Source organism: Bradyrhizobium sp. 26S5 (genome assembly GCF_036923295.1).
Taxonomy (GTDB): Bacteria; Pseudomonadota; Alphaproteobacteria; order Rhizobiales; family Xanthobacteraceae; genus Bradyrhizobium; species Bradyrhizobium septentrionale.
Genome location: NZ_CP145948.1, coordinates 6,094,425 through 6,119,944, shown reverse-complemented (window position 1 = coordinate 6,119,944; position 25,520 = coordinate 6,094,425). Strand labels below are relative to the sequence as shown.

The 25,520-nt window shown below is 64.2% G+C and carries 20 protein-coding genes and 2 pseudogenes; 16 read left to right on the top strand and 6 right to left on the bottom strand.

Going from position 1 to position 25,520, the window contains the following annotated elements; all coding sequences use genetic code 11:
- Nucleotides 1-7: 7 nt before the first annotated feature.
- Nucleotides 8-1,108 carry a hypothetical protein gene (locus V5279_RS28760; RefSeq protein WP_338690353.1) on the top strand — a complete coding sequence of 367 codons (1,101 nt, stop codon included), beginning with the start codon at nt 8-10 and terminating at the stop codon, nt 1,106-1,108.
- 90 nt (nt 1,109-1,198) lie between these two features.
- On the opposite strand, the gene V5279_RS28755 is transcribed toward V5279_RS28760, so the two are convergent.
- The gene (locus V5279_RS28755; RefSeq protein ID WP_338690351.1) at nt 1,199-1,681 is read right to left on the bottom strand and encodes a hypothetical protein; all 483 of its coding nucleotides are present in this window, start codon (nt 1,679-1,681) and stop codon (nt 1,199-1,201) included.
- Between the two features lie 139 nt (nt 1,682-1,820).
- On the opposite strand from V5279_RS28755, the gene V5279_RS28750 reads away from it, so the two are divergent.
- The 7 genes and pseudogenes from V5279_RS28750 to V5279_RS28720 all read left to right on the top strand — a co-directional run.
- Nucleotides 1,821-2,972, top strand: a complete 1,152-nt coding sequence (locus tag V5279_RS28750; protein ID WP_338690349.1) for a zinc-binding dehydrogenase — start codon at nt 1,821-1,823, stop codon at nt 2,970-2,972.
- 168 nt (nt 2,973-3,140) lie between these two features.
- A complete protein-coding gene (locus tag V5279_RS28745; protein ID WP_338690347.1) occupies nt 3,141-5,024 on the top strand; it encodes a cyclic nucleotide-binding and patatin-like phospholipase domain-containing protein in 1,884 nt (627 codons plus the stop codon).
- 59 nt (nt 5,025-5,083) lie between these two features.
- Nucleotides 5,084-6,223 carry an amidohydrolase/deacetylase family metallohydrolase gene (locus tag V5279_RS28740; protein ID WP_338690343.1) on the top strand — a complete coding sequence of 380 codons (1,140 nt, stop codon included), beginning with the start codon at nt 5,084-5,086 and terminating at the stop codon, nt 6,221-6,223.
- A gap of 211 nt (nt 6,224-6,434) precedes the next feature.
- The gene (locus V5279_RS28735) at nt 6,435-7,283 is read left to right on the top strand and encodes an SDR family NAD(P)-dependent oxidoreductase (protein WP_338690341.1); all 849 of its coding nucleotides are present in this window, start codon (nt 6,435-6,437) and stop codon (nt 7,281-7,283) included.
- Nucleotides 7,277-7,732, top strand: a pseudogene (locus V5279_RS28730) (amidohydrolase family protein); the annotation flags it as partial. The gene V5279_RS28735 and the pseudogene V5279_RS28730, both read left to right, overlap by 7 nt.
- A 951-nt stretch (nt 7,733-8,683) precedes the next feature.
- Nucleotides 8,684-9,415 carry a phosphotransferase enzyme family protein gene (locus V5279_RS28725; RefSeq protein ID WP_338701423.1) on the top strand — a complete coding sequence of 244 codons (732 nt, stop codon included), beginning with the start codon at nt 8,684-8,686 and terminating at the stop codon, nt 9,413-9,415.
- Between the two features lie 28 nt (nt 9,416-9,443).
- Nucleotides 9,444-9,581 (top strand): annotated as a pseudogene (locus tag V5279_RS28720) (IS5/IS1182 family transposase); the annotation flags it as partial.
- Here the strand turns inward: V5279_RS28720 and V5279_RS28715 are convergent.
- Nucleotides 9,578-10,798: an ABC transporter substrate-binding protein gene (locus V5279_RS28715; RefSeq protein ID WP_338690339.1), complete on the bottom strand. Its 1,221-nt coding sequence runs from the start codon at nt 10,796-10,798 to the stop codon at nt 9,578-9,580. The pseudogene V5279_RS28720 and the gene V5279_RS28715 sit on opposite strands and share 4 nt — an antisense overlap.
- A 487-nt stretch (nt 10,799-11,285) precedes the next feature.
- Between V5279_RS28715 and V5279_RS28710 the strand changes: the two genes are divergently transcribed.
- A complete protein-coding gene (locus tag V5279_RS28710) occupies nt 11,286-13,295 on the top strand; it encodes an SPFH domain-containing protein (protein WP_338690337.1) in 2,010 nt (669 codons plus the stop codon).
- A 192-nt stretch (nt 13,296-13,487) separates the two neighbouring features.
- On the opposite strand, the gene V5279_RS28705 is transcribed toward V5279_RS28710, so the two are convergent.
- Nucleotides 13,488-15,098 (bottom strand): ABC transporter substrate-binding protein, encoded by a 1,611-nt coding sequence (locus tag V5279_RS28705; RefSeq protein ID WP_338690335.1) that lies wholly within the window; start codon nt 15,096-15,098, stop codon nt 13,488-13,490.
- A 385-nt stretch (nt 15,099-15,483) separates the two neighbouring features.
- Between V5279_RS28705 and V5279_RS28700 the strand changes: the two genes are divergently transcribed.
- The 4 genes from V5279_RS28700 (at nt 15,484) to coaA (ending at nt 20,234) form a co-directional block, all read left to right on the top strand.
- Nucleotides 15,484-16,344, top strand: coding sequence for an FAD binding domain-containing protein (locus V5279_RS28700; RefSeq protein ID WP_166307041.1), 861 nt, complete (start codon nt 15,484-15,486; stop codon nt 16,342-16,344).
- A 4-nt stretch (nt 16,345-16,348) separates the two neighbouring features.
- Nucleotides 16,349-16,831, top strand: coding sequence for a (2Fe-2S)-binding protein (locus V5279_RS28695; protein WP_338690333.1), 483 nt, complete (start codon nt 16,349-16,351; stop codon nt 16,829-16,831).
- Nucleotides 16,828-19,086, top strand: coding sequence for a xanthine dehydrogenase family protein molybdopterin-binding subunit (locus V5279_RS28690; RefSeq protein ID WP_338690331.1), 2,259 nt, complete (start codon nt 16,828-16,830; stop codon nt 19,084-19,086). Before V5279_RS28695 ends, V5279_RS28690 begins: the two co-directional genes overlap by 4 nt.
- Nucleotides 19,087-19,301: 215 nt before the next feature.
- Nucleotides 19,302-20,234, top strand: a complete 933-nt coding sequence (gene coaA, locus V5279_RS28685; protein ID WP_338690329.1) for a type I pantothenate kinase — start codon at nt 19,302-19,304, stop codon at nt 20,232-20,234.
- 107 nt (nt 20,235-20,341) lie between these two features.
- On the opposite strand, the gene V5279_RS28680 is transcribed toward coaA, so the two are convergent.
- Nucleotides 20,342-21,286, bottom strand: a complete 945-nt coding sequence (locus V5279_RS28680; protein ID WP_338690327.1) for a dehydrogenase — start codon at nt 21,284-21,286, stop codon at nt 20,342-20,344.
- Between the two features lie 178 nt (nt 21,287-21,464).
- On the opposite strand from V5279_RS28680, the gene V5279_RS28675 reads away from it, so the two are divergent.
- Together V5279_RS28675 and V5279_RS28670 are read left to right on the top strand one after the other, a co-directional pair.
- Nucleotides 21,465-22,205 carry a hypothetical protein gene (locus V5279_RS28675; protein ID WP_338690325.1) on the top strand — a complete coding sequence of 247 codons (741 nt, stop codon included), beginning with the start codon at nt 21,465-21,467 and terminating at the stop codon, nt 22,203-22,205.
- 251 nt (nt 22,206-22,456) lie between these two features.
- Nucleotides 22,457-22,843 carry a hypothetical protein gene (locus V5279_RS28670; RefSeq protein WP_338690322.1) on the top strand — a complete coding sequence of 129 codons (387 nt, stop codon included), beginning with the start codon at nt 22,457-22,459 and terminating at the stop codon, nt 22,841-22,843.
- Between the two features lie 110 nt (nt 22,844-22,953).
- On the opposite strand, the gene V5279_RS28665 is transcribed toward V5279_RS28670, so the two are convergent.
- Complete coding sequence (locus V5279_RS28665; RefSeq protein WP_166206548.1) at nt 22,954-23,535, bottom strand: HdeD family acid-resistance protein; 582 nt, start codon at nt 23,533-23,535, stop codon at nt 22,954-22,956.
- A 251-nt stretch (nt 23,536-23,786) separates the two neighbouring features.
- Here V5279_RS28665 and V5279_RS28660 point away from each other — a divergent pair, with 251 nt between their 5' ends.
- Nucleotides 23,787-24,008, top strand: a complete 222-nt coding sequence (locus tag V5279_RS28660) for a dodecin (protein ID WP_166297682.1) — start codon at nt 23,787-23,789, stop codon at nt 24,006-24,008.
- A gap of 941 nt (nt 24,009-24,949) precedes the next feature.
- Here the strand turns inward: V5279_RS28660 and V5279_RS28655 are convergent.
- Nucleotides 24,950-25,510 carry an N-acetyltransferase family protein gene (locus tag V5279_RS28655; RefSeq protein ID WP_338690313.1) on the bottom strand — a complete coding sequence of 187 codons (561 nt, stop codon included), beginning with the start codon at nt 25,508-25,510 and terminating at the stop codon, nt 24,950-24,952.
- Nucleotides 25,511-25,520: the final 10 nt, after the last annotated feature.

The following is a 25,520-nucleotide window of genomic DNA, read 5'->3' as shown; positions in this document are numbered from 1 at the left end:
AGTGGGAATGACGACTAGGATCGCGATTTTGGGTCAATCCAACAGCATTCTCAAGGAAGGTTTCTTCAACAAATTTTTAGATCGTCATCAGCCGGTTGAAGTGGTGTCGATGGGACGCGTCGGCGCGAGCCCATCGCTGCTTGGCCCCTATTTTGCTGGCCGCTCGTTCTTTCGGAACGCGGAATTTTGCATCATTGACATGTGCGCGATCGATTACTCGCTGCTGTCGGCCGGTGCGATCGGGCTTTACGACGTGGTGAAATGGATCGAATGGATCGGGCACAGCGCCAAGAAGAATGGATGCGAGCCGATCTTCGTCTGCATCCCGGTCAGCACCGTGGAGCTATCCAAGCATTTGATCTCGAACTGCATCTCGGTGTTTGAACGAAACGAATGGTTCTATCTGGATGTGCGCGATTGCATCACCCACCTTCTTGAAGACGGAACCAGACGTCCGGAAAGCCTCTACAAGGATCCGAGCCATCCAGGCGTGGAACTTTCGGAACTCATCGCCGACAGCCTGAAGGAACTGATCAGCGCAATTCGCGCGATGCCGATGATCGAGGTGGACAGGATGTTCCCGATCGCCCGATTCGACGTGATCAACCTGCAGGATCGGCTTGCGGCTCCCCCGGCAAATTACAAGACGTCCCTGATCGAATTCAGAGGGGTGCGTCTTGAACGGGGAAAGACCTATGAGCTGAAGGTCGGGAGCATCAGTGCACTAAGTGGCATGCTGCTCAATTCCGCGGCGTGCAAGGGCGTTCTTGAAATCGAGGGCGACAGGAAATTCTACAAGAACCTGCGGCTGCGGGCTTACCATCCAACGAATTTTGAGGCGCGACTGGTTCCGATCTGCAAGCCGCTCCGGGACGGAGAGGGCGCGATTGCGTTGACGGTTGCCGATGGCGCCCCAATTGAAAGCGACACGACCTTTCACAGCGTCAAGACGCCGGAAGACGATCTGGGCTTCGTCGAGGCGTCGGAAATCATCGTGGAGAGGGGCTATGACCTCTTCACTTACAGGTCGAGGCGCCCGGCAAATGGGCACATGACCCGTTGGACGCCCAAAAGCGCAAACAAGCTCGCGCAGGTTATTTGGGAATGATGACTGGGGTGTGTCCGAAAAAGCGGCTCGACAGTTGTCGGACCGCACCGTCATCTGATCTCGGCGCCGATTGATCGCGGCGTTCACTTCCTATTCAACAGTCACCGCTTTCAGGACTTTCCGGTTCGCTGCGCGGACCTCGAGCTGCAGGGGCAGCTGAAACGACCCGCTTGGCGGCACGAACACAAAGGCATGGTGCCCGTCACCCTTGTTGAGCTTGAGAAGATCATTGCGGAACTGATCGGCGACGACTTCGGCAACGTGGTCGCCGTTGAAGTAGATATCGATCTTCACCCGCTTGTCGGGGTGCTGGTCGTAAAGGGCCCAACCGGCGATCCTGTTTTCGTTGAAGGCGTCGACATGGCCGGTGATCTCGCCCGAGAGGCTCTCGATGCCGGCTTCGATCACATCGAGGTCGCTCCTGTAGATCGATCGCGTCACATCGAAGCTGAAATGCTCGGTATCGACGCATTGCTCCAGCAAGCCCTGCCGATGCTCCTTCATCCGTTCGAGCGTGTCCAGTTCGCCCAACTTGACGTACATGCCAACGATACCTTCGATACCTGGATTCATCGTGCCTTTCCCCGCGATGCTACAAGCCTATCCGCTTTGGGCTGCCGCTTTAAGCTGCCTTCATGACATCCCGATCGTCCTGACCTAAAGTCGGCACGGCCGAACCCGGCCCAACGACAAGGACAGGGAGGACGAACCGATGGAGCAGATTCGCGTCTGCACGCATGAGGGGCCGGGCGCCAAGCCGGTGATCCGCACCGTGCCATGGCCTGATGTCAGCAAAAAGGCGGCTCTAATCAAGGTCGGCGCCTGCGGCGTCTGCGGCACCGACCTGCATATCCTGAAAGGGCACTGGCCGAAGCCGCTGCCATGGCCGTTCACGCTCGGCCATGAGCTCGGCGGCGTGATCGTCGAATGCGGCCCGGAGTTTTCAGAGGATTTCATGAGCAAGCCGCTGCAGGTGGGATCGAAGGTGATGATCCCGCCCTTGATGCCGTGCGGCCGCTGCTATTACTGCATTCACTACCCGCAAAGCGCCAACAAGTGCCTGACGCCGGTGTATTACGGCCGCTACCTCGGCTTCGACAAGCCGCCGCACATGTGGGGCGGCTGGGCCGAATATGTCTATGTCGATCTCGACATGCTGCCCGGCACCAAGATCTACAAATTGCCCAACGACATGTCGCTGCGGCTGGGGGCGCTCTCGGAGCCGTTGACCTCCTGCATCCGCGCCTTCAACCGCGCTACCCGCGCCGGCGGTTTCAGCTGGGGCGACACGGTGGTGATCCAGGGCTCGGGCCCGATCGGCATCCTTGCGGTCGCCGCCGCGCAGGAGATGGGGGCAGGGCGCGTGATCTGCATCGGTGCGCCGGAGACGCCGCGGCTGGCGCTGGCGCGCAAGTTCGGCGCCGAGGCGACCGTCGATATCGAGCAGCTCAAGACGCCGGAGGAGAGGATCAAGGCGGTGCGCGACATCGTCGGCGGTTTCGGCGCCGACCTCGTGATGGATTGCTCGGGCCATCCGACCGCCGGCCCCGAAGGCATCGAGATGCTGCGCGACGGCGGCACCTATGTCGAGATGGGCCAGTTCACCGATGCCGGCTCGATCGATACGTCGTGGCACCGCATCTGCACCAAGGATCTCAACGTGCTCGGCTCCTGGGGCTTCACCGGCAACGACCTGCCGCTCGGCGTCGACATGCTCTACCGCACCCGCAACAAATATCCCTGGCTCGACATGCAGACGATCTATCCGTTCACCGAGGAGGGCGTCGGACAGGCGGTCGCGGACGCGATGGCCATGAAGACGGTGAAGTCGACCATCGTGCCGTGGCCGGAATTGGTGGAGTGAGCCCGGCGAATGCGGTGCTGCAAATCCTGTTGCAGTGCCCCCAACAATAGTGGCGAGGGTGAGGCCGGTATGGCCCTGATATCACTCGCCGGGACGGCGGCCCGGGGCTAACATCGGCGCATGCAATCGAACCGAGTGCCGCCGAGTGCAACGTCTGCGTGGGGAAACGTGTCCGAGGACTTCCCGCTGTTCAGAACGCTCAGCGCGGAGCAGCGGCTGATCGCCGTCGGCGCAATGACCCGGCAAGATCTCGTGCGTGGCCAGCTGCTGGTCGAGCAGGGCGGCCCCTCGGACGCATTGTTTCTGGTGCTGCACGGCGCGCTCGCCGTGTACAGGACCGATCATCCTGAACCGATTGCGGAGCTCCGCGCCGGCGAACTGGTCGGCGAGATCGGCTTCTTTGCGAATATCCCGCGTACGGCCAATGTGATCGCGATCCGCGATAGCAGCGTGCTGGTGTTGACGCGTGCGGCCTATGCGACGCTCGTGCAGGAAACGCCTGAGATCGTCGAGGCGCTGCTTGCCGCTCTTGCCCAGCGGTTTGCCATCCAGACCGCGCGCCTGTTGCCCGCCCGGGCGTCGCCGAAGGCACGCACCGTCGCGCTGATCTCCGGCGGACGGGAGCCGGTGCCTGCGGCCTTTGAACAGCGCTTGCGTCAGAGCCTTGCCGCCGCCGGTGCCGAGATCGTCGACCTCGCGCGGGTTCAGGCCATGTTTCCCGGCCGCCCGCTGGACGCATCCGAAGTGGCCGATTGGCTCAACAGGATCGAGTATGACGCGCCGCTGGTGGCCTATTTCGGTGGAGCTGACGCATCGGAGTGGGCGCGAAAAACCATTCGCCAGGCTGACCTCGTCGTATTCGCCTGCCGTGGCCATGCGCCTGCGCCTGATCTGACGGAGATCGAAAGGTTCGCCTGCGGGGTGCATCCGGCGTCAACGCGACGCCTCGTTCGGGTTCATGATATCAGGCGCAACGAGGTCAGCGGCACCGCGGCCTGGCTGATGCGGCTGCCCTGCTTCATGCACCACCATGTCGCGCTCGAGGACATGATCGATATCGACAGCCTGGTCCGCTTTCTCTGCGGGCGCGCCGTCGGATTTGTCGCCGGTGGCGGCGGCAGCCTCGGCACGGCGCATGTCGGAATCTACAAGGCGTTTCGTGAGCGCGGCGTGATGTTCGATATCTTTGTCGGCACCAGCGTCGGTTCGGCGATGGCGGCGGGCTTTGCCAAGAACTACGACGCCGAGCATCTCGAGCGCGGCACGCATGAGATCTTCGTCTCCAGCCGCAGCTTCCGCCGCCCGACCTGGCCGCGCTACGCACTGCTGGACCACAAGGCCTTCGATTCCGCGCTTGCCGATCAGTACGGCCATCACTGCCGGATCGAGGACTGCTGGCGGCCGTTCGCGGCGGTTGCGACCAATCTTTCGACGCACAGCCTCGAATTGATCCGGACCGGCCTGCTCTGGCAGGCGGTGCGCGCATCGAGCGCCATCCCCGGTCTGCTGCCGCCGTTTTACACAAGGGACGGCTTGATGCTGGTCGATGGATGTCTGGTCGACAACGTTCCGCTGGCGCAAATGCATCAGCTGAAGAGCGGCCCGAATCTGGTGGTCCATTTCGGCGAGCCGGCCAGTGAAATGTTCGACGTCGACTATGCCAAGCTGCCGGGACGGCTTGAACTGCTTGCGTCCCTGCTGACGCCGTTCCGGAGGAAATCGCTCCCGGCCGCGCCGAGCGCCGTCAACGTGTTGTGGCGGAGCCTCGTCGCCCATCAACGCTACGATACGTTGCCGACCACGCCGCTCGACATGGTGATGCGCCCGCCAACGCCCGATGGCATCGACGTGACCGATTTCGACCGCCATCAGGAGATCTTCCAATCCTCCTACCATTGGGCCCGCGAGACCATTGCTGCCTCGGAGGCGGCGCAGAACCCGGCTATTGCGGCCATCGTCGCGTCGGCCAAGGCGGCGGATGAGGGGGCCGACAACAGCGCGGATGAGGCGACGGTGACCGCGCCGGTTTCCCATGAGGCCCGCGCCGGCTGAGCCGCTTGCAGGCTTAGGCGATCTCGACCATCGTGCCGGACTGAAATCCGGAGATGACGATGCCTTTCGATTTGATTCTGCGCGGCGGACGTGTGATCGACCCGTCGCAAAAGCTCGATGCCGTGACTGACGTGGCGTTCTCGGGCGGCAAGGTTGCTGCGGTTGGTCAGCGGCTTGTCGCCGATCCTGCGACCCAGGTGCGTGATGTCTCCGGCTTGATCGTGAGCCCAGGGATCATCGACCTGCACACCCATGTCTATTGGGGCGGCACCTCGCTCGGCATCGACGCCGAGGAATTCTGCCGCAACTCCGGCGTCACCACCTCGGTCGATACCGGCAGCGCCGGCCCTGGCAACTTTGCCGGCTTCCGCAAGCATGTGATCGAGCCGAGCGAGGTCCGCATCCTCGCCTATCTGCATGTCTCGCATGCCGGCATTTTCGGCTTCTCGGACCGGGTGATGGTCGGCGAGAGCGAGGAGCTGCGGCTGATGAACCCGGTCGACGCCGCCCGCGTCGCCGATGAGAACCGCGACCTGATCGTCGGCATCAAGGTGCGGGTCGGTCTGTTCGCCTCGGGCACTTCGGGGCTGGTGCCGCTCGAGATCGCGCTGGAGGTTGCGGAACAGGTCGGCATCCCGCTGATGGCGCATATCGACCATCCGCCGCCGAGCTATGAGGAGGTGCTGGCGCGCCTGCGCCCCGGTGACGTGCTGACCCATGCGTTCCGTCCGTTCCCCAACACGCCCGCGACCGCGCAGGGCACGGTGAAGAAGGTAGTGCTGGAGGCGCGCGAGCGCGGCGTGCTGTTCGACATCGGCCATGGCAAGGGCTCGTTCGCCTTCAAGACCGCGCGCGCGATGCTAGCCAACGGCTTTTACCCCGACACCATCTCCTCCGACATCCATCAGCTCTGCATCGACGGCCCGGCGTTCGACCAGGTGACGACGATGTCGAAGTTCCTCTGCATGGGCATGTCGCTGCCGGACGTGATCGCTGCGTCCACGGTCAATGCTGCGATGGCATTGCGGCGTCCGGAGCTCGGCAGCCTCAAGCCCGGCAGCGTCGGCGACGCCACGCTGATCTCGATCAGGGAAGGGCAGTTCGACTATGTCGACGTCGTCGGCGAGCACCTGACGGGCGATCGGAAGATCGTATCCGAAGGCGTCGTGATCGGCGGACGCTGGTGGCATCCGAGATAGGGCGCGTACTCACAAAACCCGTGTCCGCTTTACCTTCATAAAGGCGACATGGAAGCCGGTCTCAATCAGTGTCGGCCAAGGGCCAAGAGCGGACATCCTGCACACTTCCCAATCGCTTGAAAGTGCGGTCATATGGCGTCCAGTGACACTTGGACGTTTGACACTTGGCGTTTTGGGGCAAGGGTGTCCGCTTGCACGGGGGAGAATGCGCGTGAAGGAACTCGCTGGAAAGACCGCCTTCGTCACCGGTGCAGCGTCGGGCATTGGATTGGGGATCGCGACCGCTCTCGCCCAGGCGGGGGCGAAAGTCATGCTTTGCGATATTGAGGAAGCGGCTCTGTCCGCGGCGCTCAAGCAACTGAGGCTCACCAACGTCGATGTCGAGGGAGTGAAAGCGGACGTCTCGCTCAAAGCCGAACTCGTGGCGGCCGCCGAAGCCACGACTGCGCGCTACGGCAAGGTGCATATCCTCGTCAACAACGCGGGCGTCGGCGGCGGTGGGCCCTATGGCACCTGGACCGAGGCGTCGTGGAATTGGACCATGGGCGTCAACCTGATGGCGACCATTTGGGGGATCGAGATTTTCGGGCCGTTGATAGAGCAGCATGGCGAGGGTGGACACATCGTCTCCACAGCCTCGCTCGCTGGCCTTATTTCAGGGGGGAGCACTGCATACAACGTTTCGAAGTATGGCGTAGTCGCGCTGTCCGAGGGCCTGCGGCGTGAACTCGCGCCCCGCGGGATTGGCGTATCGGTGCTGTGTCCCGGGTTCATCCGCACTCAAATCGTGAACTCAGGGCGCAACCTCCCCAAGCGCTTCGAGGGGGCGGTCCGTGCCTTGCCGACTTCGGGCCCACTTGCCGAGCAGATCAATCTGATCCGGGAACGCGTCTCTCAGGGCATCGATCCCATGTACGTCGGTGAACTCGTCCGCGAAGGCGTCGAAAACGACTGGCCATATATCTTCACCGACCTCGAATTTGAGCCGATGATCGAAGCGCGCTTCGCCGCAATCAAGCAAGGCTTTGACCACATCCGCGGGCGCAACCCGAAACGTTGAGCACGCAAGGCACGGTGAAGAAGGTGGTGCTGGAGGCGCGCGAGCGCGGCGTGCTGTTCGACATCGGCCACGGCAAGGGCTCGTTCGCCTTCAAGACCGCGCGTGCGATGCTCGCCGACGGCTTTTACCCCGACACCATCTCCTCCGACATCCACCAGCTCTGCATCGACGGCCCGGCGTTCGACCAGGTGACGACGATGTCAAAGTTCCTCTGCATGGGAATGTCGTTGCCGGACGTGATCGCGGCGTCCACCGTCAATGCCGCGATGGCATTGCGGCGTCCGGAGCTCGGCAGCCTCAAGCCCGGCAGCGTCGGCGACGCCACGCTGATCTCGATCAGGGAAGGGCAGTTCGACTATGTCGACGTCGTCGGCGAGCACCTGACGGGCGATCGCAAGATCGCATCCGAAGGCGTGGTGATCGGCGGACGCTGGTGGCATCCAAGGTAGGACGCCTGTTCAAAGACCCGCGTCCGTTTGCTCTCAAGAAAACAACATCGAAGCCGGTCGCCTGTGAGATACAATCAGACATGGCAACGGCTGGGCGAGGTGTCCACATGATCCTCGGCAACCATGTCAATGGCGGCCATCGGTAGAAATCCCTTTGACCCTCAGTGGCCAAGTTCGGATATTTCGGCTAGTTGAGTATGCGTGGTAACGCAATTGGGACGGGATCTCCGTCCTCGAGAGGACATGGTCATGAGATTGTCGTCAAGGTTTGTCGCGCCCTCAGCCGTCGCTTTCTTCTCAACTGTCTTGCTGTGCGGCCCGGCAGCGTCGCAAACCCCAACAGGCTCCGCCAACCCGCTTCCCGGCATCACGGTCGATGCGCCGAAGGAGGCAGCAAGGCCAAATAGGCCGAAGCAGGCGGAACACACAGTCGCATCTCGCCGGACATCGTCAACCGCTCGAACGCCATCGCCTGCGCCAGATTCAATATTGGGGAGGATTGCCAGGCTGGAGAAAGTCGCCAGCAATTGCAACGGTGGTTGTGAATCAAGCCTCCCACACGGCAAAGACCCTTGGGTTGGATGTAGCGAGTCGGCGGGCGGACAAGCACATGGGCCTTTCTCGTCAACGTGCAGAGACAACCTCACCTACAAATCTTACGTAGACTGCGTCGAGACCAAAGTGTTCTTGGGCGACTACCGAAATAGAGCCTACTGGGTTTGCAGCAGCCTGGACGCCGCCGGAAAGTTTCGAGTCGCCGAACTCAAGCGACCAAGACATTCGCGCTAAAGCATGATCCGGAAAAGCGCGAAGCGGCTTTCCCTCGCGACAAACGCGGAACGCGTTTGCGCGGAGATCATGCTTAAACAAAGAGCTAAGGCGCGATGACGATTCAACCCAATCTCATCGCGCTTTAAGGCGACTCGACGAGGAGTGCCCTTGATGTCGCCAATGGGATGGGAGGCACTCGGGCAGTGGGGTGAAGACGCAGCTCGCATCGAGCCGCTCGCCGGCGGCGTCGCCAACGACGTGTGGAGCGTGCGCGTCCGAGGGCACCTCGCGGTCGGTCGTCTCGGTGCGAGGAGCGACGCTGATCTCGGGTGGGAGACCGAGCTCCTCCGACACCTCGACCGTGAAGGTCTGACCGTGCCGGTGCCGATCCCGACGACAGACGGCCGGCTGTTCGCGGACGGTCTGGTGGTGATGACATACGTGGAGGGCGGACCGCCAGAGACGGAGGCCGACTGGCGTCGCGTGGCCGACATGCTCCGCCGGCTGCATCGGGTGACGGCGGGGTGGCCGCAGCGTCCGGGCTGGCGATCGTCGACCGACCTCCTGCACACCGAGACCGGGACGAAGATCGACCTCGGTGCAATGCCGCCTGATGGCGTTGCTCGATGCCGAGCCGCGTGGGCGCGGCTCGTCGGACGTCAGACCTGCGTCGTCCACGGCGACCCCAACCCGCGCAACATCCGCATGACCGCAGATCGGGTCGCGCTGATCGACTGGGACGAGTCGCATGTTGACGTCCCCGATCTCGACCTGGTGCTGCCCCACAACGCCGCCGGTCTCGAGGGCGGCGCGTATGACATCGCGGCGCAAGCATCGGCCGCATGGGAAGCCGCCGTCTGCTGGGACGACGCGTACTCAATCAAGCGGCTTGCCCAAGTTCGAGCGGTCTGAGCAGCGGCAGCGGCTCGACGACCGCTATGTCGAGTGGTTCTTCAACAGGATCAAACAATGCCGTCGGGTGGCGACGCGCTGCGATAGGCTTGCCGCCAACCATCCAGCCTTCGTTCAACTCGCGTCAATTAGGCTATGGCTGCGCCTTAATGAGTCCGCGCCCTAGTCGGCGACGATCGGCCCGAACGGCTCCCATCGTTCGCCGCTGAAGCGCATCATCCGGAACTCCTTGATCACGCGATAGTCGGTGCGGCTGGTGTTGATGGCAAGACCGGGCAGCAGCAGATCGAGCTTCACATTCTTCAGACTGGCGGCCTGGCGCATGATGTTGTCGCGCGAGACATCGTCGCCGCATTGCTGCAGCACATGCACCAATAGCTCGGCGGCGCTATAGCCGTAGACCGTGAACAGGCTCTTCCTGTCGCCGTCCGGATAATAGGAGTCCATAAACGCGCGCCATTTCTTCATGCCCGCATCGTCAGCCCAGGTCGGGTCGGCGGCCTCCTTGAACGAGCTCGCCGAGATCAGCCCTTTGGCATTCTCTGTTCCCGCCGGCACCAGCACCGCGTCGATCGAGGACGAGCCGACGCCGAGCAAATGCAGCGGTTGCCAGCCGAGCTCGGCCGCTTTGCGGATGGCCTGGGCGGCGAATTTCGGCGCGGCCATGTCGATCAGCACGTCGACCGCTGCCGCCTTGAGCCGGACCACCTGCGAGTCGATGGTCGGGTCCGTCGCATCATACGGGGCTTCGGACGCAAGCATGTCCGGCGCCCGCGCGCCGAGCGCGTCCTTGAGCCCCGCGAGATATTCCTTGCCGCTCTCGTCATTTTGGTAGAGCAGGCCGATCCTGGCGTTCGGATAATTGTCGAGAATGAACCGCGCATAGACGCGGATCTCGGTCCGCAGGTTCGGCGCGAATCCCATGGTCCAGGGAAAGCCGACCGGATCCTCGAACCGCGTGGCGCGCCCACCCGCGAACAGCTGGGGGACATGGCGGTCGTTGAGATACTTCTGCACCGCGATGTTTGAGGCGTTACCGACGCCCTGGAACGTGAACAGGACCTCGTCGCGCTCGACCAGTTTGCGAACCTGCTCGACCGTCTTGGCCGGCGTTGCCGCATCGTCATAGGAGATCAGGTTGATCCGGCGGCCGTTGATGCCGCCGCCGTCGTCGATCATCCGGAAGTAGGCGGCCTGCACCTTGCCGATGACGGACAAGGCCGACACCGGGCCGCTATAGGGCATCGTCTGTCCGACCTTGATCTCGACATCGCTGGCGCCGGGATCACATTTGCGGCCTTCGGCGCAGAGGTCGGCCGCAGCGAACAGACTGAGGCTGATGATTGCGGCTCCGGCTGCCGGTTTGTACGAGCTCTTACGCATCACGCGGCTCCACGGCCGTCGATGTTGTCGACGGGACGTCCCGCGCATCGGCTTGTGGCAGGAGTGGACGACCGTTGACCAGGCGCCGGCTCTCGGCTGCCTGCTGCCGCGCAAGCATTCCCTCGTGGTAGAATCTGCGTGCTTCCATGCCGGTTCTCGCGACGCGCCGGTTCAGCAAACGGACTCCATAGCATTGGCGCGCGCATGCGGTCTCGCAATGTGATCAGGCGTTTTGCCCGAAGCGGCGCGGAAATATTCCCGGCTGACCAGGTGCTGCGAATGGTGCGCAATCGCAGCAAGTTGATCGCGCCAATCGATGTCACGCGACTCGATCGGCGGTTCATCCTGTCATCAAAAAAAGATTGGCCGAGAGAACAATATTCACCGCCTTGCGCGGATAAAGCCGCGCACCACATCTCCGCACCGCAATTCTTGGGTGCAGGTTTGGGCTCCCAAACCGCCCAGTTGCGAATTGTGGAGATGGACTATGGACTTCCTCGGTTTTCTTAATGGTTCAGGTTTAACCCAGCCTGCCATTTGGATCGCTGCAGCGGTCGCATGTGTGATCCTGCTGCGCGTATCAAACGTGTTTCGCTACATTCCCAACAATCAGGTCGGCATCGTCGAAAAGTTGTGGTCGCTGAAGGGCTCGATCGATGACGGCTTCATCGCACTGAACGGCGAGGCCGGCTACGGGCCTGAAGTGCTGCGCGGCGGCCTGCATGTGCTGTTTCCCTTCATGTACCGGATTCACCGCTCGGATCTCGTGACCGTCGGCCAGGGCAAGATCGCCTATGTGTTCGCGCGCGACGGCGCGGCGCTGGAGTCGTCGCAGGTGCTCGGTGCCAACGATACCGAGGAGAAGTCGGACTTCCAGGACGCGCGCCGCTTCCTGCTTGGTGGCGGCCAGAAGGGCCCGCAGCGCAAGGTGCTGCGCGAGGGCACCTATGCGATCAACACCACGCAGTTCGCTGTTATCACCGACGAGCGCGTCTATGGTCATGCGCTGAGCGAGCGTGAACGCGGCGTGCTCGAGGGTATGCAGCTCACGATCACCGAGCGTTGGGGCTTTGCGCCTGTCGTGCTGGCGGCCGATCACGATCTGGTCGGTATCGTCACCGTGCATGACGGCCCGTCGCTGCCTCCGGGCGAGATCATCGCGCCCGAGGTCGGCACCGTTCTGCGCGACGGTGAGACGTTCCACAACAACTTCCAGGAGCCCGAGAAATTCCTGCGCGGCGGCGGCTATCGCGGCCGGCAGCTGCAGGTCATCGTCGAGGGCACCTGGTACATCAACCGCCTGTTCGCGACCGTCGAGGCGGTGCCGAAGACGGTGATCCCGGTCGGCAATGTCGGCGTCGTGATCTTCTACACCGGCCCACGCACCGACGACGTCTCGGGCGAGCAGTATCGCCACGGCGAGCTGGTGCTCAATGGCGGCCGCGGCGTCTGGAAGGACCCGTTGCTGCCCGGCAAGTACGCCTTCAACACCTATGCCGGCAAGATCGAGATCATCCCGACCGTCAACTTCATCCTGAAATGGGTGCGCGGTGAGGTCGGCTCGATGAAGCTCGACGAGAACCTGTCGGAGATCTCGCTGATCACCAAGGACGCGTTCGAGCCGACGCTGCCGCTCTCGGTGGTGATGCATATCGACTACAAGAAGGCGCCGATGATCATCCAGCGCTTCGGCGACGTGAAGAAGCTGGTCGAGCAGACGCTCGACCCGATGGTCAGCGCGTTCTTCAAGAACATCGCGCAGAAGATGACGCTGATCGAACTCTTGCAGAACCGCGCCGCGATCCAGGAGGAATCGGCGCGGGTGATGAAGGCGAAGTTCGAGGGCTATTCGCTCGACCTCCAGGAGGTCCTGATCGGCACGCCGCGGGCTGCGACCGGCGACCACACCATCGAGAATATCCTGATCCAGCTCCGCTCGCGCCAGATCGCGCGCGAGCAGATCGAGACCTATCAGGAGCAGGAGAAGGCCGCGGTGCAGGAGCGCGCGCTCAACGAGGCCAAGGCGACGGCGGCGGCGCAGTCGGCGCTGACGCAGTCGCTGATCCAGGTCAAGGTCAACGAGAACGAGGGCGCGGCGGCGCTCGCCCGCGCGCAGAAGGATGCTGAAACGAGGAAGGTCACGGCGGCCGCGGTCGGCGAGCAGTCGCGGCTCGAAGGCCAGGGCGAGGCTGACCGGGTGCTCGCGGTCGGCACCGCCAACGCGCAGGCGACCAAGCTGTCGGTCGATGCCTATGGCGGGCCGGAGTACCGGTTGGCCGAGCAGAACTTCGCGAAGTTCGCGGACGCGCTGACCCGGATCAACCAGCCCCTGGTGCCGCAGTTCCTGATGTCAGGCGGTGCCGCGCAGGAGAACAGCAATGCGGGGTTGATTCCGACCGCGATGCTGAGCTCGATGTTCGGGCAGATGATGCCCGGCGCGCTCGAGAAGCTGAAGGACGAGGGGCCAAAGGCCGCGCGCCGGATCAACGGCCAGTAGGGCGGCGGCAGTACGGCGAACGATAGCCGCGAAGGAAGTGCGCTCCCTCTCCCGCTTGCGGGGGAGGGCCGGGGTGGGGGTCTCTCCACGAGTCCTATCGAGGAGAGAGCCCCCACCCGGATCGCATCTGCGATGCGATCCGGCCTCCCCCGCGAGCGGGAGAGGCGAAGCGAGTCTGCGGGCAGACCGATCCTATTCGGTCTTGTCGACGTTCCAGAACACCGGTGGCGCGGGGCCGTCCAGCACGCCGCTCAGCGATTTGCGCCAGGCGCTCGGCATCCGGAACTGGCCGAGCGGGATATAGATCACCTGCTCATAGGCCTCCGTCTGGATGTCGACTGCGAGCTGCTTCTGCGCGTCGGGGGCGGTCGCGCGCGCAAAGGCGTCGCGCATCTGCTCGATCTTGGCGTTCTCCGGCCAGCCGAACCAGGCACGCTTGCCGTTCGCGGCGATCTGGTTGTTGACGATCGGGTTCATCGTTTCGGTGGCGCCCGTGAAGGTGAAGAACATGTTCCAGCCGCCTTCCTTCGGCGGCTTCTGGCTGGCGCGCCGGCTGACCACGGTCTGCCAGTCCGTCACCTGCGCGTCGACATTGAAGCCGGCCGCGCGCAACAGCTGCGCCGCGACGGTCGGCGGTCCCTTCAACGTCTGCACGTCGCCGGGGATCATGATCACGACCGGCGTGCCGTCATAGCCCGAGGCGGCCAGCGCCTTTTTGGCCTCGGCCATGCCGTTGCCCTTGATCAGCGTCTCCGCGCCGGCGTCGCTGGCGAGCGGCGTGTCGCAGGCGAAAAAGGCGCCGCAGATCTCGTAATATTTGGAATTGCCGACGGTGGCGTCGAGCACGTCCTTCTGGTTCATCGCCAGGAACGCGGCGCGGCGGATCTTGGGGTTGTCGAACGGCGGGTGCAGGAAATTCATCCGGCCTTCGATCTGGAAGCCGAACTTGTTCAGCACGGCCACGGTCAGATCGGGATTGGTCTCGAGCACCGGCACCATGTCGATCGAGGGCTGCTCCAGGAAATCGATGTCGCCGGATTGCAGCGCGTTGATCGCGGTCTGTGCGTCGGGCATCGTGATCCATTCGATGCGATCGACCTTCGCCACCTTGCCGCCGGAGGTCCATTCCGGCTTCTCCTTGCGCGGCACGTAATCGGCGTTGCGCTCATAGACCGCCTTGACGCCCGGCTGGAATTCGGCGGTCAAGAACTTGAACGGGCCGGAGCCGATCTGTTCGGCGATCTGCTTGCCGGGTGGCGTCTCCGCAAGCCGCTTCGGCATCATGAAGGCGACATAGGAGGAGGGCTTTGCGATGCTCTCCAGCACCAGGCCATAGGGCTCCTTCAGCTTGAGCACGATCGTCCTGGGACCGGCGGCCTCGAGCGACGCCGTGAAGTCCATCAGCTTCTGTCCCGTGCCGTCATTGGTGGCCCAGCGCTTCAGCGAGGCGATGCAGTCTTCCGCCGTGACAGGCGCGCCGTCGTGCCATTTCAGTCCGTCGCGCAAGGTGAAGGTGTAGGTGAGCTTGTCCTCGGAGATCGTCCACTCCGCCATCTGCGGCCGGACCTTGAAGCTCGCATCGATGCCGAGCAGCGTGTCGTAGACCATGTAGCCATGGTCGCGGGTGATGTAGGCGGTGGTGAAGCCGGGATCGATGATGCGCAAATCCGAATGCATCACCGCGGTGATGGTCTTGCCCTTGGCCGCGGCGATCGCGCGCGATGGGAGGATAGCCGGGACCGCGATCGCCGGCGGCACGCTGGCCGCGAGCTTGAGGAGCGTTCTGCGCGAAACATCGACCATTCGCCGTCTCCCGATTTGTCGTTGCGCCGGCACGCATGCCGCAGCGATCGGCATGCTTCACCAATCCGCTGCCCAGCGCAAGCAAGCCTCATGCCGCCGGTCTCGGACGCGCACAAGCCGGGCCCCGGCGCCGGATTCGCCCGGGCTCTGGACGTGAACGTTCCATGACCGCCGCCGTGGCGCGGGCTGCGCCGTGGCCGCGCAAGCGCGCATCCTGCATAGGAGCCTGCGCTTTCCACCGCACCTCGACGGCTGTTCGGAGCGTGCTCGGCCGTGTAGGCTTGCGATCTGCAAGCCGTCAATAAGGCCGCCAGCAATAAGGCCATATCCCGCCAATTTATGGGAACAAGCAGCCGAGGGAGTCCAGAAAAGCCACATGACCGATATCCGATACGTAGCACCGCGCTCGCTTGATGAAGCGATTGGCGCATTCGCTGCCGCCGGAAGTGCCGCCCGCATTATGGCAGGGGGTACCGATTTGTTGGTGCAAATGCGCGCCGGCCTGGTGCGGCCGGGATTGATCGTCGACATCAAGAAGATCGGCGAGATGACCGAGATTACCGAAACCGCCGACGGCGGTTTCCGCGTGGGTGCTGCCGTCTCCGGCATGGAGCTCGCCGAGCACGCACGCTTCGGCAAGGTCTGGCCCGGCGTGCTCGAGGCCGTGAACCTGATCGGCTCCAAGCAGGTTCAGGGCCGCGCATCCGCCGGCGGCAATCTCTGCAACGGCTCGCCGGCCGGCGACAGCGTGCCGGCGATGATCGCGGCCGGCGCCGTCGTCACGGTGCAGGGCCCGAACGGCCGCCGCGAGCTCAAGGTCGAGGATGTGCCGGCCGGGCCGGGACGGACCAACCTCAAGCCGGGCGAGATCCTCGTCAGCTTCACCTTGCCGCCGCGGCCCAAAGGCTCGAGCGACGCTTACTTGCGGATGATCCCGCGCACCGAGATGGACATCGCCGTGGTCGGCATCGGCGTCAGCCTGACCTTGAAGGACGGCGTCTGCACCGCGGCCCGCGTTGGGCTCGGCGCAGTGGCACCGACCGTGCTGCTGGTCGCGCCGGCTGCGCAGGCGCTTGTTGGCTCGAAACTCGACGCTACAGCGCTGGAGGCCGCCGCCGCTGCATGCCGCGCCGCCTGCCGTCCGATCGACGACAAGCGCGGCACCATCGCCTACCGCATCAAAACCGCGGGCGTGCTGCTCAAGCGCACGGCCGCGATCGCCGCCCAGCGCGCCGGAGGACACTAGCACCATGGCGAAACTGCACGTTTCCACGTCCGTCAACGGCGAGCCGGTCGAATTTCTCTGCGAGCCCTATGAGACCATGCTCGACGCCTTGCGCGGGCAATTGGCGCTCACCGGCTCCAAGGAGGGCTGCGCCTCCGGCGATTGCGGCGCCTGCTCGATCACGCTCGACGGCCGCCTGGTCTGCTCCTGCCTGATGCTCGCGGCCGAGGCCGAGGGCCATGAGATCAGGACCATCGAGGGCATGGCCAAGGGCGGCGAGCTGCATCCCCTGCAGCAGAAATTCCTCGAGCATGCCGCGCTCCAGTGCGGCATCTGCACCTCGGGGATGCTGGTCGCCTCCGAGGCGCTGCTCGCCAGGAATTCCAATCCGACCGAAGAGGAAGTCCGCTTCTGGCTCGCCGGCAATCTCTGCCGGTGCACCGGTTACGACAAGATCGTCCGCGCGGTGATGGAGACCGCGGCTGAAATGCGGGAGATTGCTCGATGAACGTCGTCAACAACAAATGGATCGGCCAGCGCACCATCAGGCCCGATGGCGTCGACAAGGTGACGGGCCGCGCGGCGTTTGCCGCCGACACCACCATGCCCGGCATGATCTGGGGCAAGGTGCTCCGCAGCCCGCATCCGCATGCCCGGATCAGGTCGATCAACACCACCAAGGCCGAGGCGTTGCCCGGCGTCAAGGCGGTCGTCACCTCGCGTGACATCGTCGACTTCACGATCGAGAAGGGTGCCGTGATGCTCGGCATCCAGGACATGCGCTGGATGTGCCGCAACGTGATGGCGCGCGACAAGGCGCTGTTTCCCGGCCATCCCGTCGCTGCTGTCGCGGCGACCACGGAAGCGATCGCCGCGGAAGCCTGCCAACTGATCGAGGTCGACTACGAGGTGCTGCCCTGGGCGATCGAGATAGACGACGCGCTCAAGCCTGATGCGCCGATCCTGCACGAGTTCAACAAATTCGACGGCAAGCCCTCGAACATCATGGGCCGGATCGAATCCAAGAAGGGCGACATCGCGCAAGGATTCAAGGACGCCGATGTCGTGATCGAGCGCTCCTTCACCACGCGCCCGGTGCACCAGGGCTATATCGAGCCGCATGCCTGCCTGATCTCGGTCGCCGCCGACGGCAAGACCACGATCTGGTCGTCGAGCCAGGGCCAGTTCATGGTGCGCGCGATGACCTCGATGCTGACGGGCATCCCGCAGAACGATATCCGCGCCATCCCCGCCGAGATCGGCGGCGGTTTTGGCGGCAAGACCATCGTCTATCTCGAGCCGCTCGCGACAATGCTTGCCAAGAAGTCCGGCCGCCCGGTCAAGATGGTGATGACGCGCGAGGAGGTGATGCGCGCCACCGGACCGACCTCGGGCTCCAAGAGCACGGTCAGGATCGGCGCGAAGAAGGACGGCACCATCGTCGCCGCCCACGGTAGCTTCTACCTGCAGGCCGGCGCCTTCCCGGGTTCGCCGATCCGCGGCGCGGTCGGTTGCAGCTTTGCGCCCTACGACATTCCGCATGTGCTGTCGGAAGGGTTTGACGTCTGCTCCAACCGCTCCAAGGTCGCGGCCTATCGCGCGCCCGGCGCGCCGATCGGCGCCTATGCGGTGGAATGCGTGTTCGACGAGCTCGCAGATAGCCTCAAGATGGACCCGCTGGAGTTGCGGCTGAAGAACGCAGCCAAGGAAGGCACCAAGGCGGCGCACGGCCCGGTGTTTCCGCGCATCGGCTATATCGAGACGCTGGAAGCCGCCAGGAACCATCCGCATTACGCCGCGCCGCTCGGCAAATATCAGGGCAGGGGCGTCGCCTCCGGCTTCTGGTTCAACGCCGGCGGTGAGTCCTCCGCCCAGGTCAACATCACCGAGGACGGCAACGTCGTCGTCACGACAGGGCATCCCGATATCGGCGGCTCGCGCGCCGGCATCGCCAACATCTGCGCCGAGCTGCTCGGCATCGACTACAAGCGCATCTCCGTCATCATCGGCGACACCCAGACGGTCGGCTTCTCCAACCTCACCGGCGGCAGCCGCGTGCTGTTCGCCTCCGCAATGGTGGTGACGCAGGCGGCCGACAAGGTGATCGCGACCTTGCGCGAGCGCGCGGCAAAGATCTGGGAGATCGATCCTGAAGCCGTGAAGTGGGAGAACGGCGCCGCGCATCCGGTGAGCCCGAATGCCGGCCAGTTCGAGCCGTTGACGCTCGCCGACCTAGCCGAGAAGGCGCCGTCGCAGGGCGGCCCGATCGGCGCCAGCGTGCAGCTCAACACCCAGGGCGCGGAGGGCGGCTTCGGCACGCATATTTGCGACGTCGAGGTCGATGTCGATCTCGGCATCGTCAGGGTTGTCAGATACACCGCGGTGCAGGATGTCGGCCGCGCCGTGCATCCGAGCTATGTCGAGGGCCAGCTGCAGGGCGGGGTCGCGCAGGGCATCGGCTGGGCGCTGAACGAGGAGTACATCTACAACAAGGACGGCAAGGTCGATAACCCGGGCTTCCTCGATTATCGCATGCCGGTCTGTTCCGACCTGCCGATGCTCGATTGCGCGCTAGTCGAGGTGCCGAACCCGAAGCATCCGCAGGGCGTCAAGGGCGTCGGCGAGGTGCCGCTGGTGCCTGTCATGGCCGCGGTCGCCAACGCCGTGCACAACGCGCTGGGCAAACGCTTCTACAGCCTGCCGATGTCGCCGCCAAAGGTCTCGGCGGCGCTCGATGCGCCGACGCAGCAGGCCGCGGAGTAGGGAGCGTAGGGCGGGTTAGGCGACTGCGTCCGCCGTAGCTCAACGAGCGAAGGCGGAAAGCCCTAACCCGCCATCTTTCCGCACAACGAGTAGCGGCGGGTTACGCTGACGCTAACCCGCCCTACGATTCCGTTCCGAACAACGGCCATTGACGTAGCTGGCTTCGCTTCGGCAAGATCGATCGGATGCATCAAGCTCACCCTGAACGGATGAGGATGGCCCAGCCCGACGAGCTCTCCGCCTATATGGTGTTCGGTCGCAGCGATTGGGCGGCCTTGCGCGCCAGCACGTCGCTGACGCTGTCGGACGCCGATCTCGCGGCGCTGCGCGGCTTGAACGAGCCGATCAATGCTGCCGAAGTCGCCGACGTCTACCTGCCGCTAACCCGCCTCTTGAACCTGCATTTCGCGGCGGCGCGCAACCTCGCGCGGGTCAAGGCGGAGTTCCTCGGCCGGCCGGCGCGCCGTTCGCCCTACATCGTCGCGCTGGCCGGCAGCGTGGGCGTCGGTAAGAGCACCTTTGCCCGCGTGCTGTGCGCGCTGCTGGCGCGATGGGCCGATCATCCGCGAGTCGAGCTGGTGACCACCGACGGCTTCCTGCATGCCAACGCCGTGCTGGAAGAACGCGGTCTGATGCGGCGCAAGGGCTTTCCCGAGAGCTACGACCTGCCGCGCATGCTGCGGTTTCTCGCTGCCGTCAAGGCGGGCGAACGCGAGCTCGAGCTGCCGGTCTACTCGCATCTGATCGGCGATATCGTGCCGTCGGAACGTCAGGTGATCCGGCAGCCGGACATCCTGGTGTTCGAGGGCCTCAACGTGCTGCTGGCGCGCGGCACCGCGCCGGTGGTGGTGTCGGATTTCTTCGACTTCTCGATCTACCTCGATGCCGATGAGGCCGACATCCAGACCTGGTATGTCGAGCGCTTCCTCAGGCTGCAGCCGACCGCGTTCCGAAATCCCGCTTCCTATTTCCACCACTACAGGGACCTGCCGCCCGGCGACGCGCGGGAGGTTGCGGAGCGGCTGTGGCGCGAGCATCACCGCGCCAATCTGCGCGAGAACATCCACCCGACGCGGACCCGGGCCGACGTCGTGCTGCGCAAGCGCGCCGACCATTCGATCGGGGAGGTCTGGTTGCGGGAGACGTAGCAGCATAGCGGCGTAGGGCGGGTTAGGCGAAGCCGTAACCCGCCGTCTTTCGGCGCAACGAGCTGCGGCGGGTTACGCTTCGCTAACCCGCCCTACGGCAGCGACGCTTACCGCAACTCCTTCCCCAACTGCGCGAACACCGTCTCGCAGGTCATCAAATCCAGATGTCCGCCGCCGGCGTTCTTGAAGAAGGTGATGTCGTCGGCTGAGAGCCGGCCTTTGACCGCACCGCTAGCGAGGTCGTAATGGTCGCCGAGCACGTCGCTCTCCTTGATGGCGCCGCTCTTGATCGGCTGCAGGATGTCGCCGACGCCGTCGAAGGCGGATTCGCGGCGGTCAACGAACACGCGTGAACGGCGCGCCGCCTCGTCGTCGGATTCCCGGGTCTCCGGGGTAAAGCCGCCGACCAGGTCGAGATGGGTGCCGGGCCGCAAATTGGCGCCCTTGACCAGCGGCTCGCGCGAACGGGTGCAGGTGGTGATGATGTCGGCCTCGCGAGTTGCGGCGTCGAGGTCGGTGACAACATCGGCGGCGATGCCGTCGGCCTCCAGCAGCGTCGCCAGCTCTTGCGCGCGCTCCACGGTCCGGTTCCAGATCCGCACCCGCTTCAGCTGCGGCCGCACCGTGCGGTGCCCGCGCACCAGCCAGTGCGCCATCTCGCCGGCGCCGACAACCAGCAGCGTCTCGGCATCGGGCCGGGCGAGATGTTTGGCCCCCAGCGCGGAATCCGCGGCGGTCTTCCAATGGGTGATCTCGGCGGCGTCCATCACCGCGAGCGGCCGCCCGTCATCGCCGTCGAACAGCACGCAGACCGCCTGCACGGCCGGCAGCTTGCCATGCGCAAGGTTGCCCGGAAAGCTGGTGTACAGCTTGGTCATCATGAAGCGGCCGGCATCGACCGCGCTGCGGGTGACCAGCTGCTGGCCCTTGTCGTCGCCGAGATAGCCGTCGCGTACCGCGATCTTCGGCCGCCGGTGCGCGGCCTCGATCGCCTCGATCAGGATCGGAAAGGTCAGGACGCGGTTGACCTCGTTGTCGTCGACAATATGCACGTGTTGCTCTCCCAGGGCGCCCCTGCGCTCCGCCCAGGCGCGACCGGCGCGCCAAAAACCGGTCCGGACTGGATAGCGCGTGGGCAAGGTTAGTCAACAAGGCCAGTCAACCGGACATGCACCGCCGCCCGTCACTTGCTATCCTGTTGACTGATTCTCTCGCAGGTCTTTGCAATCCGTGGTTGCAGTCGTCGTCGCTATCCTGATTTTCATGCTGTTGAGCGGCGCCGCGCTTGGGACCATGGCGATCCATGCCCGGCTCAAGGACCATCATCGCAGCGACGAGACCAACACCTCGGTGCGCCTGGTCGCGACGCTGTTCGTCACCATGCCGTCGCTGCTGCTCGGCCTGATGATGAACAATGCCGCCAACACCTATGTGGCAGTCGACCGCAACCTGCATGTGTTCGCCACCGACATCATCCTGCTCGACCGCGGCCTGCGGCCGCTCGGCCCCAGCGCCGACGAGCCGCGCCGCCGGCTGCTCGCCTATGTCGAGCAGGTGCTCAAGGACGTGCCGATCTCGCGGGCGAGCGAAGTGTCCGAACATTTGCTCGACGAGGTCGGCACCAGCCTCCGCGAGCTGCGGTTCGACGACGAGCAGAAGGTCGCGCTGTGGAACGACGCAAGGTCGGTCTACCGGCAGGCGGTGCAGCAGCGCTGGACCTTCGTCGAGCAGTCCGACGGTTCGTTTCCGTCGCCGCTGATCTGCATCCTGGTCGCCTGGCTGACACTGATGTTCGTGACGCTCGGCTTCCGCGCGCCGCGCAACGCGGTGGTGATCGCGACCTACATCGCCGCCGCGGCGCTGATCTCGGCCGCGATCTACCTGATCCTTGAAATGAGCACGCCGTTCTCCGGCCCGATCCAGCTCTCCGACCGCCCGCTGGTGCGCGCCGCCGAGGAGATCAGGCGCTAGCAAGATGTAGCCCGGACGAGCGAAGCGATATCCGGGACGGTTCCCGCATGTCGCGGAGCCTGTCATCGGGCGCGCATTCGCGCGACCCGTTGGCTCATGCGGGCTACACGCCGGTATTGGCGCGCGCTTCAGGCTTTATTCCGCTTCGATCGCGAACAAGCGCGAAATTCTTTCAGCGCCGCTGGCGGAATATGGTGCGGCGTCGGGCGTCCTTACGCATGCAAGTCGTTTGCATTCGAAAAGGAGACATTATGAAGACATCGATCTCGCTCGCACTCGCCACCGCCATGTCGTTCGCACTCGCATCCGCCGCCTTTGCCGCCCCGCCGACCAAGACCGGCACCACGGCAAAGGGCTCGGTGCTGACCGACGCCAAGGGGATGACGCTCTACACCTTCGACAAGGACTCGGACGGCAAGTCGGCCTGCAACGGCCCGTGTGCGACGAACTGGCCGGTGCTGAAGGCGGAGGCCAGCGACAAGGCCGAAGGCGGCTACACCATCATCTCGCGTGACGACGGCTCCAAGCAGTGGGCCTACAAGGGCAAGCCGCTCTATACCTTCGCCAAGGACCAGAAGGCCGGCGACATCACCGGCGACGGTTTTCTCAACGGCGCCTGGCACCTCGCGCAGCCGTGAGGATTTTTGCAGGTTCGTAGGGCGGGTTAGCGCAAGCGTAACCCGCCATCTCTCCGCGCGTGAGATTTTGCGGCGGGTTACGCTATCGCTAACCCGCCCTACAATCGCGCCTACGTCCTGCTCTTCAGCGCCATGCCCATGCTGATCCAGCTGACGCCGGCGCAGATCAGATCGACGCTGAGGAAGATGCCGAGCACGTAGAGGCTCGACACCGGCCAGCGCGCCAGGATCATGACGCCGAGCACCAGCGTGATCAGGCCGGAGATCGCGACCATGCCCCACGGCGCCGCCGAGTTCATGCCGAAGGCGAGGAAGATGCGGACGATGCCGGAGACGACCAGGGCGATGCCGAGGAACAGCGTCAGCGTCGCCGCGGCGAGCAGGGGATTCTCGAAGGTGATGAAGCCCGCCACGACATAGAGCGCGCCGAGCAGCAGCCAGAACAGGAACTTGCCCCACGACTTGAACTGGAACGCGTTGACGATCTCGGCGGCGCCCGCCACGATCATCATGGCGCCGACGAACAGCACGCTGACGACGGTGGCGAACAACACGCTGCCGAACGCGAGCACGCCCGCGATCAGATAGATCACGCCGAGGGCGACGATCCAGCCCCACTTCGCGCGAAGGTTGGCAAGCCCGGATCCGAGGCTGTGAGGAGGTGTAGCGGGTGAGCTGGACGCGCTGGACATCGTATCGCTCCCGAATGCTGAACCAAAACCATGCTACCATAGGTGAAGGCGCGGACAAGGTCGGGTGCCGAGGTGGCACGAAATGCATGCTTGGTGGCACCTTCGGCGCCCGGAGACGTTGATTCAAATCAATCGATGTGTTGCCGCGCAGCATTCGTCCCGCTCGGCGGCAGCCGGTCCGCATCGGACGACGGACTGTCCGGATCGGAGAGCATATTATCCGGATCGCGCATCCACCCAAGGAGGTCGACATGCCCACCACGCACGACGCGGATCACACCTACAAAATCCTGGAACTGGTCGGATCGTCGGACAAAAGCATCGAGGCGGCGATCGAGAACGCCGTCACCCGCGCGTCGAAGACGATCCGCGAGATGAAATGGTTCGAGGTGGTGCAGACGCGCGGCCATATCGAAGATAACAAGGTCCGGCACTACCAGGTGACCTTGCGGGTCGGCTTCACGCTGGAGTAGGGCGCGTCGGGCGGTTTGCTAGTCACGCAGATCGGCGCAAGGCACGGCCCGGCGGATTCCGGGCCCGACACCTCGCCATGCGTTGGAATGACGGTGAGGTGAGCGCGCGACTCAGGCTCCCTCCCCCCTTGCGGGGGAGGGTTGGGGAGAGGGGTGGCCCCGGGCGAGATGATGATTGATGAACGCATCGTCCTCGCAAATGCGGTGCTTGTCACCTCGAAAAATACGGAGAGAGTTCGTCGTGTGGCACCCCTCTCCCTAACCCGCTCCCGCAAGGGGAGAGGGAACCCTGCCGCCGCTGCCTTCCTCACACGCCAATCACTGAGTTGCCCGACGGCGCAAGCCCCTCCGTCAAAAATATTTCGCTTTATCAGAAGTGCAACTCAGTGTAGGGTTCGCCGGTCTCACCCGATCGAGGGGCGCTTCGCGATCGTCACGAACGCGGTGTGAGATGCGGTGGACGCCGGGCGTGGCACTGACGAAAACACGCAAGGCGGACGGCGAAGTCGTGTGGTCCTGACGCCCTAGTGGCCGGTGTCTCGCCGCAGGACGCGAAGGCGTTTTGCGAAGGCGGTGACAAACAAGCCAAGTCTCGCCGGGGAGAGCACGAAATAAGTCGTAACCCATCGCGCAGGGAAAGCCGGAGTTCCCGGTTACACCTGTGGTCCTACCCCCGAGCTTTCTACCTTTGCTCGGGGCCCATGGGTGCGATCGGCACCCGGCTTTCCCTGCGCCCTCTGCTTGAGGAGGGCGGAACGAAGAGCAAGGCTCGGGCAAGTGATGTCGCGAGAACGCGAAGCTGCGTCCCCACCCACACTGTCATCGCTCGGCTTGACCGGGCGATCCAGTACGCCGCGGCCTCTCGGCTCAAACACTGGCGTCTCTGGAATACTGGATCACCTGCATGCGCGGGTGATGACACTGAGCAAGCTGTTTACCCATCACCTTCGCGACAGCGGCGCGGGCGGGGGCGGAGCGGTGGCGCCGGCGGCGAGCGAGCGCTGCACCATCACGGTGTCGGACCAGCGGCCGTAGCGGTAGGCGACACCCGGCAAGTGGCCGACGCGGACGAAGCCGAAGCGGTCGTGCAGCGCGAGCGATGCGGAATTGTCGCTGTCGATATAGCCGATCATCTGGCGAAAGCCGGCCGCGGCGCAGGTGTCGACCAATTCCTGCAGCAGCCGCCCGCCGACGCCCTTGCCGGTGAATCGATGATGCACATAGATCGAATGCTTCACCGTGTAGCGATAGGCCGGGCGTTTGCGGAACTGCACGACATAGGCGTAGCCAACCACCTCGCCGTCGCACACCGCGACCAGATGCGGCAGGCGGGTATTGCGCAGATTCTTGCGGCGGTCGCGCAGATCGTCGGGCTCGGGCGTGCCGCTATCGTCCACGCTCTCGTCGATGCCGTGGCGGATATGGTGCCGGTAGATCGACAGCATCGCGTCGACGTCGCCGTCGCGCGAGGGACGGACGGTGATCTTGTGATCATTCTCCATTGCGCACAGC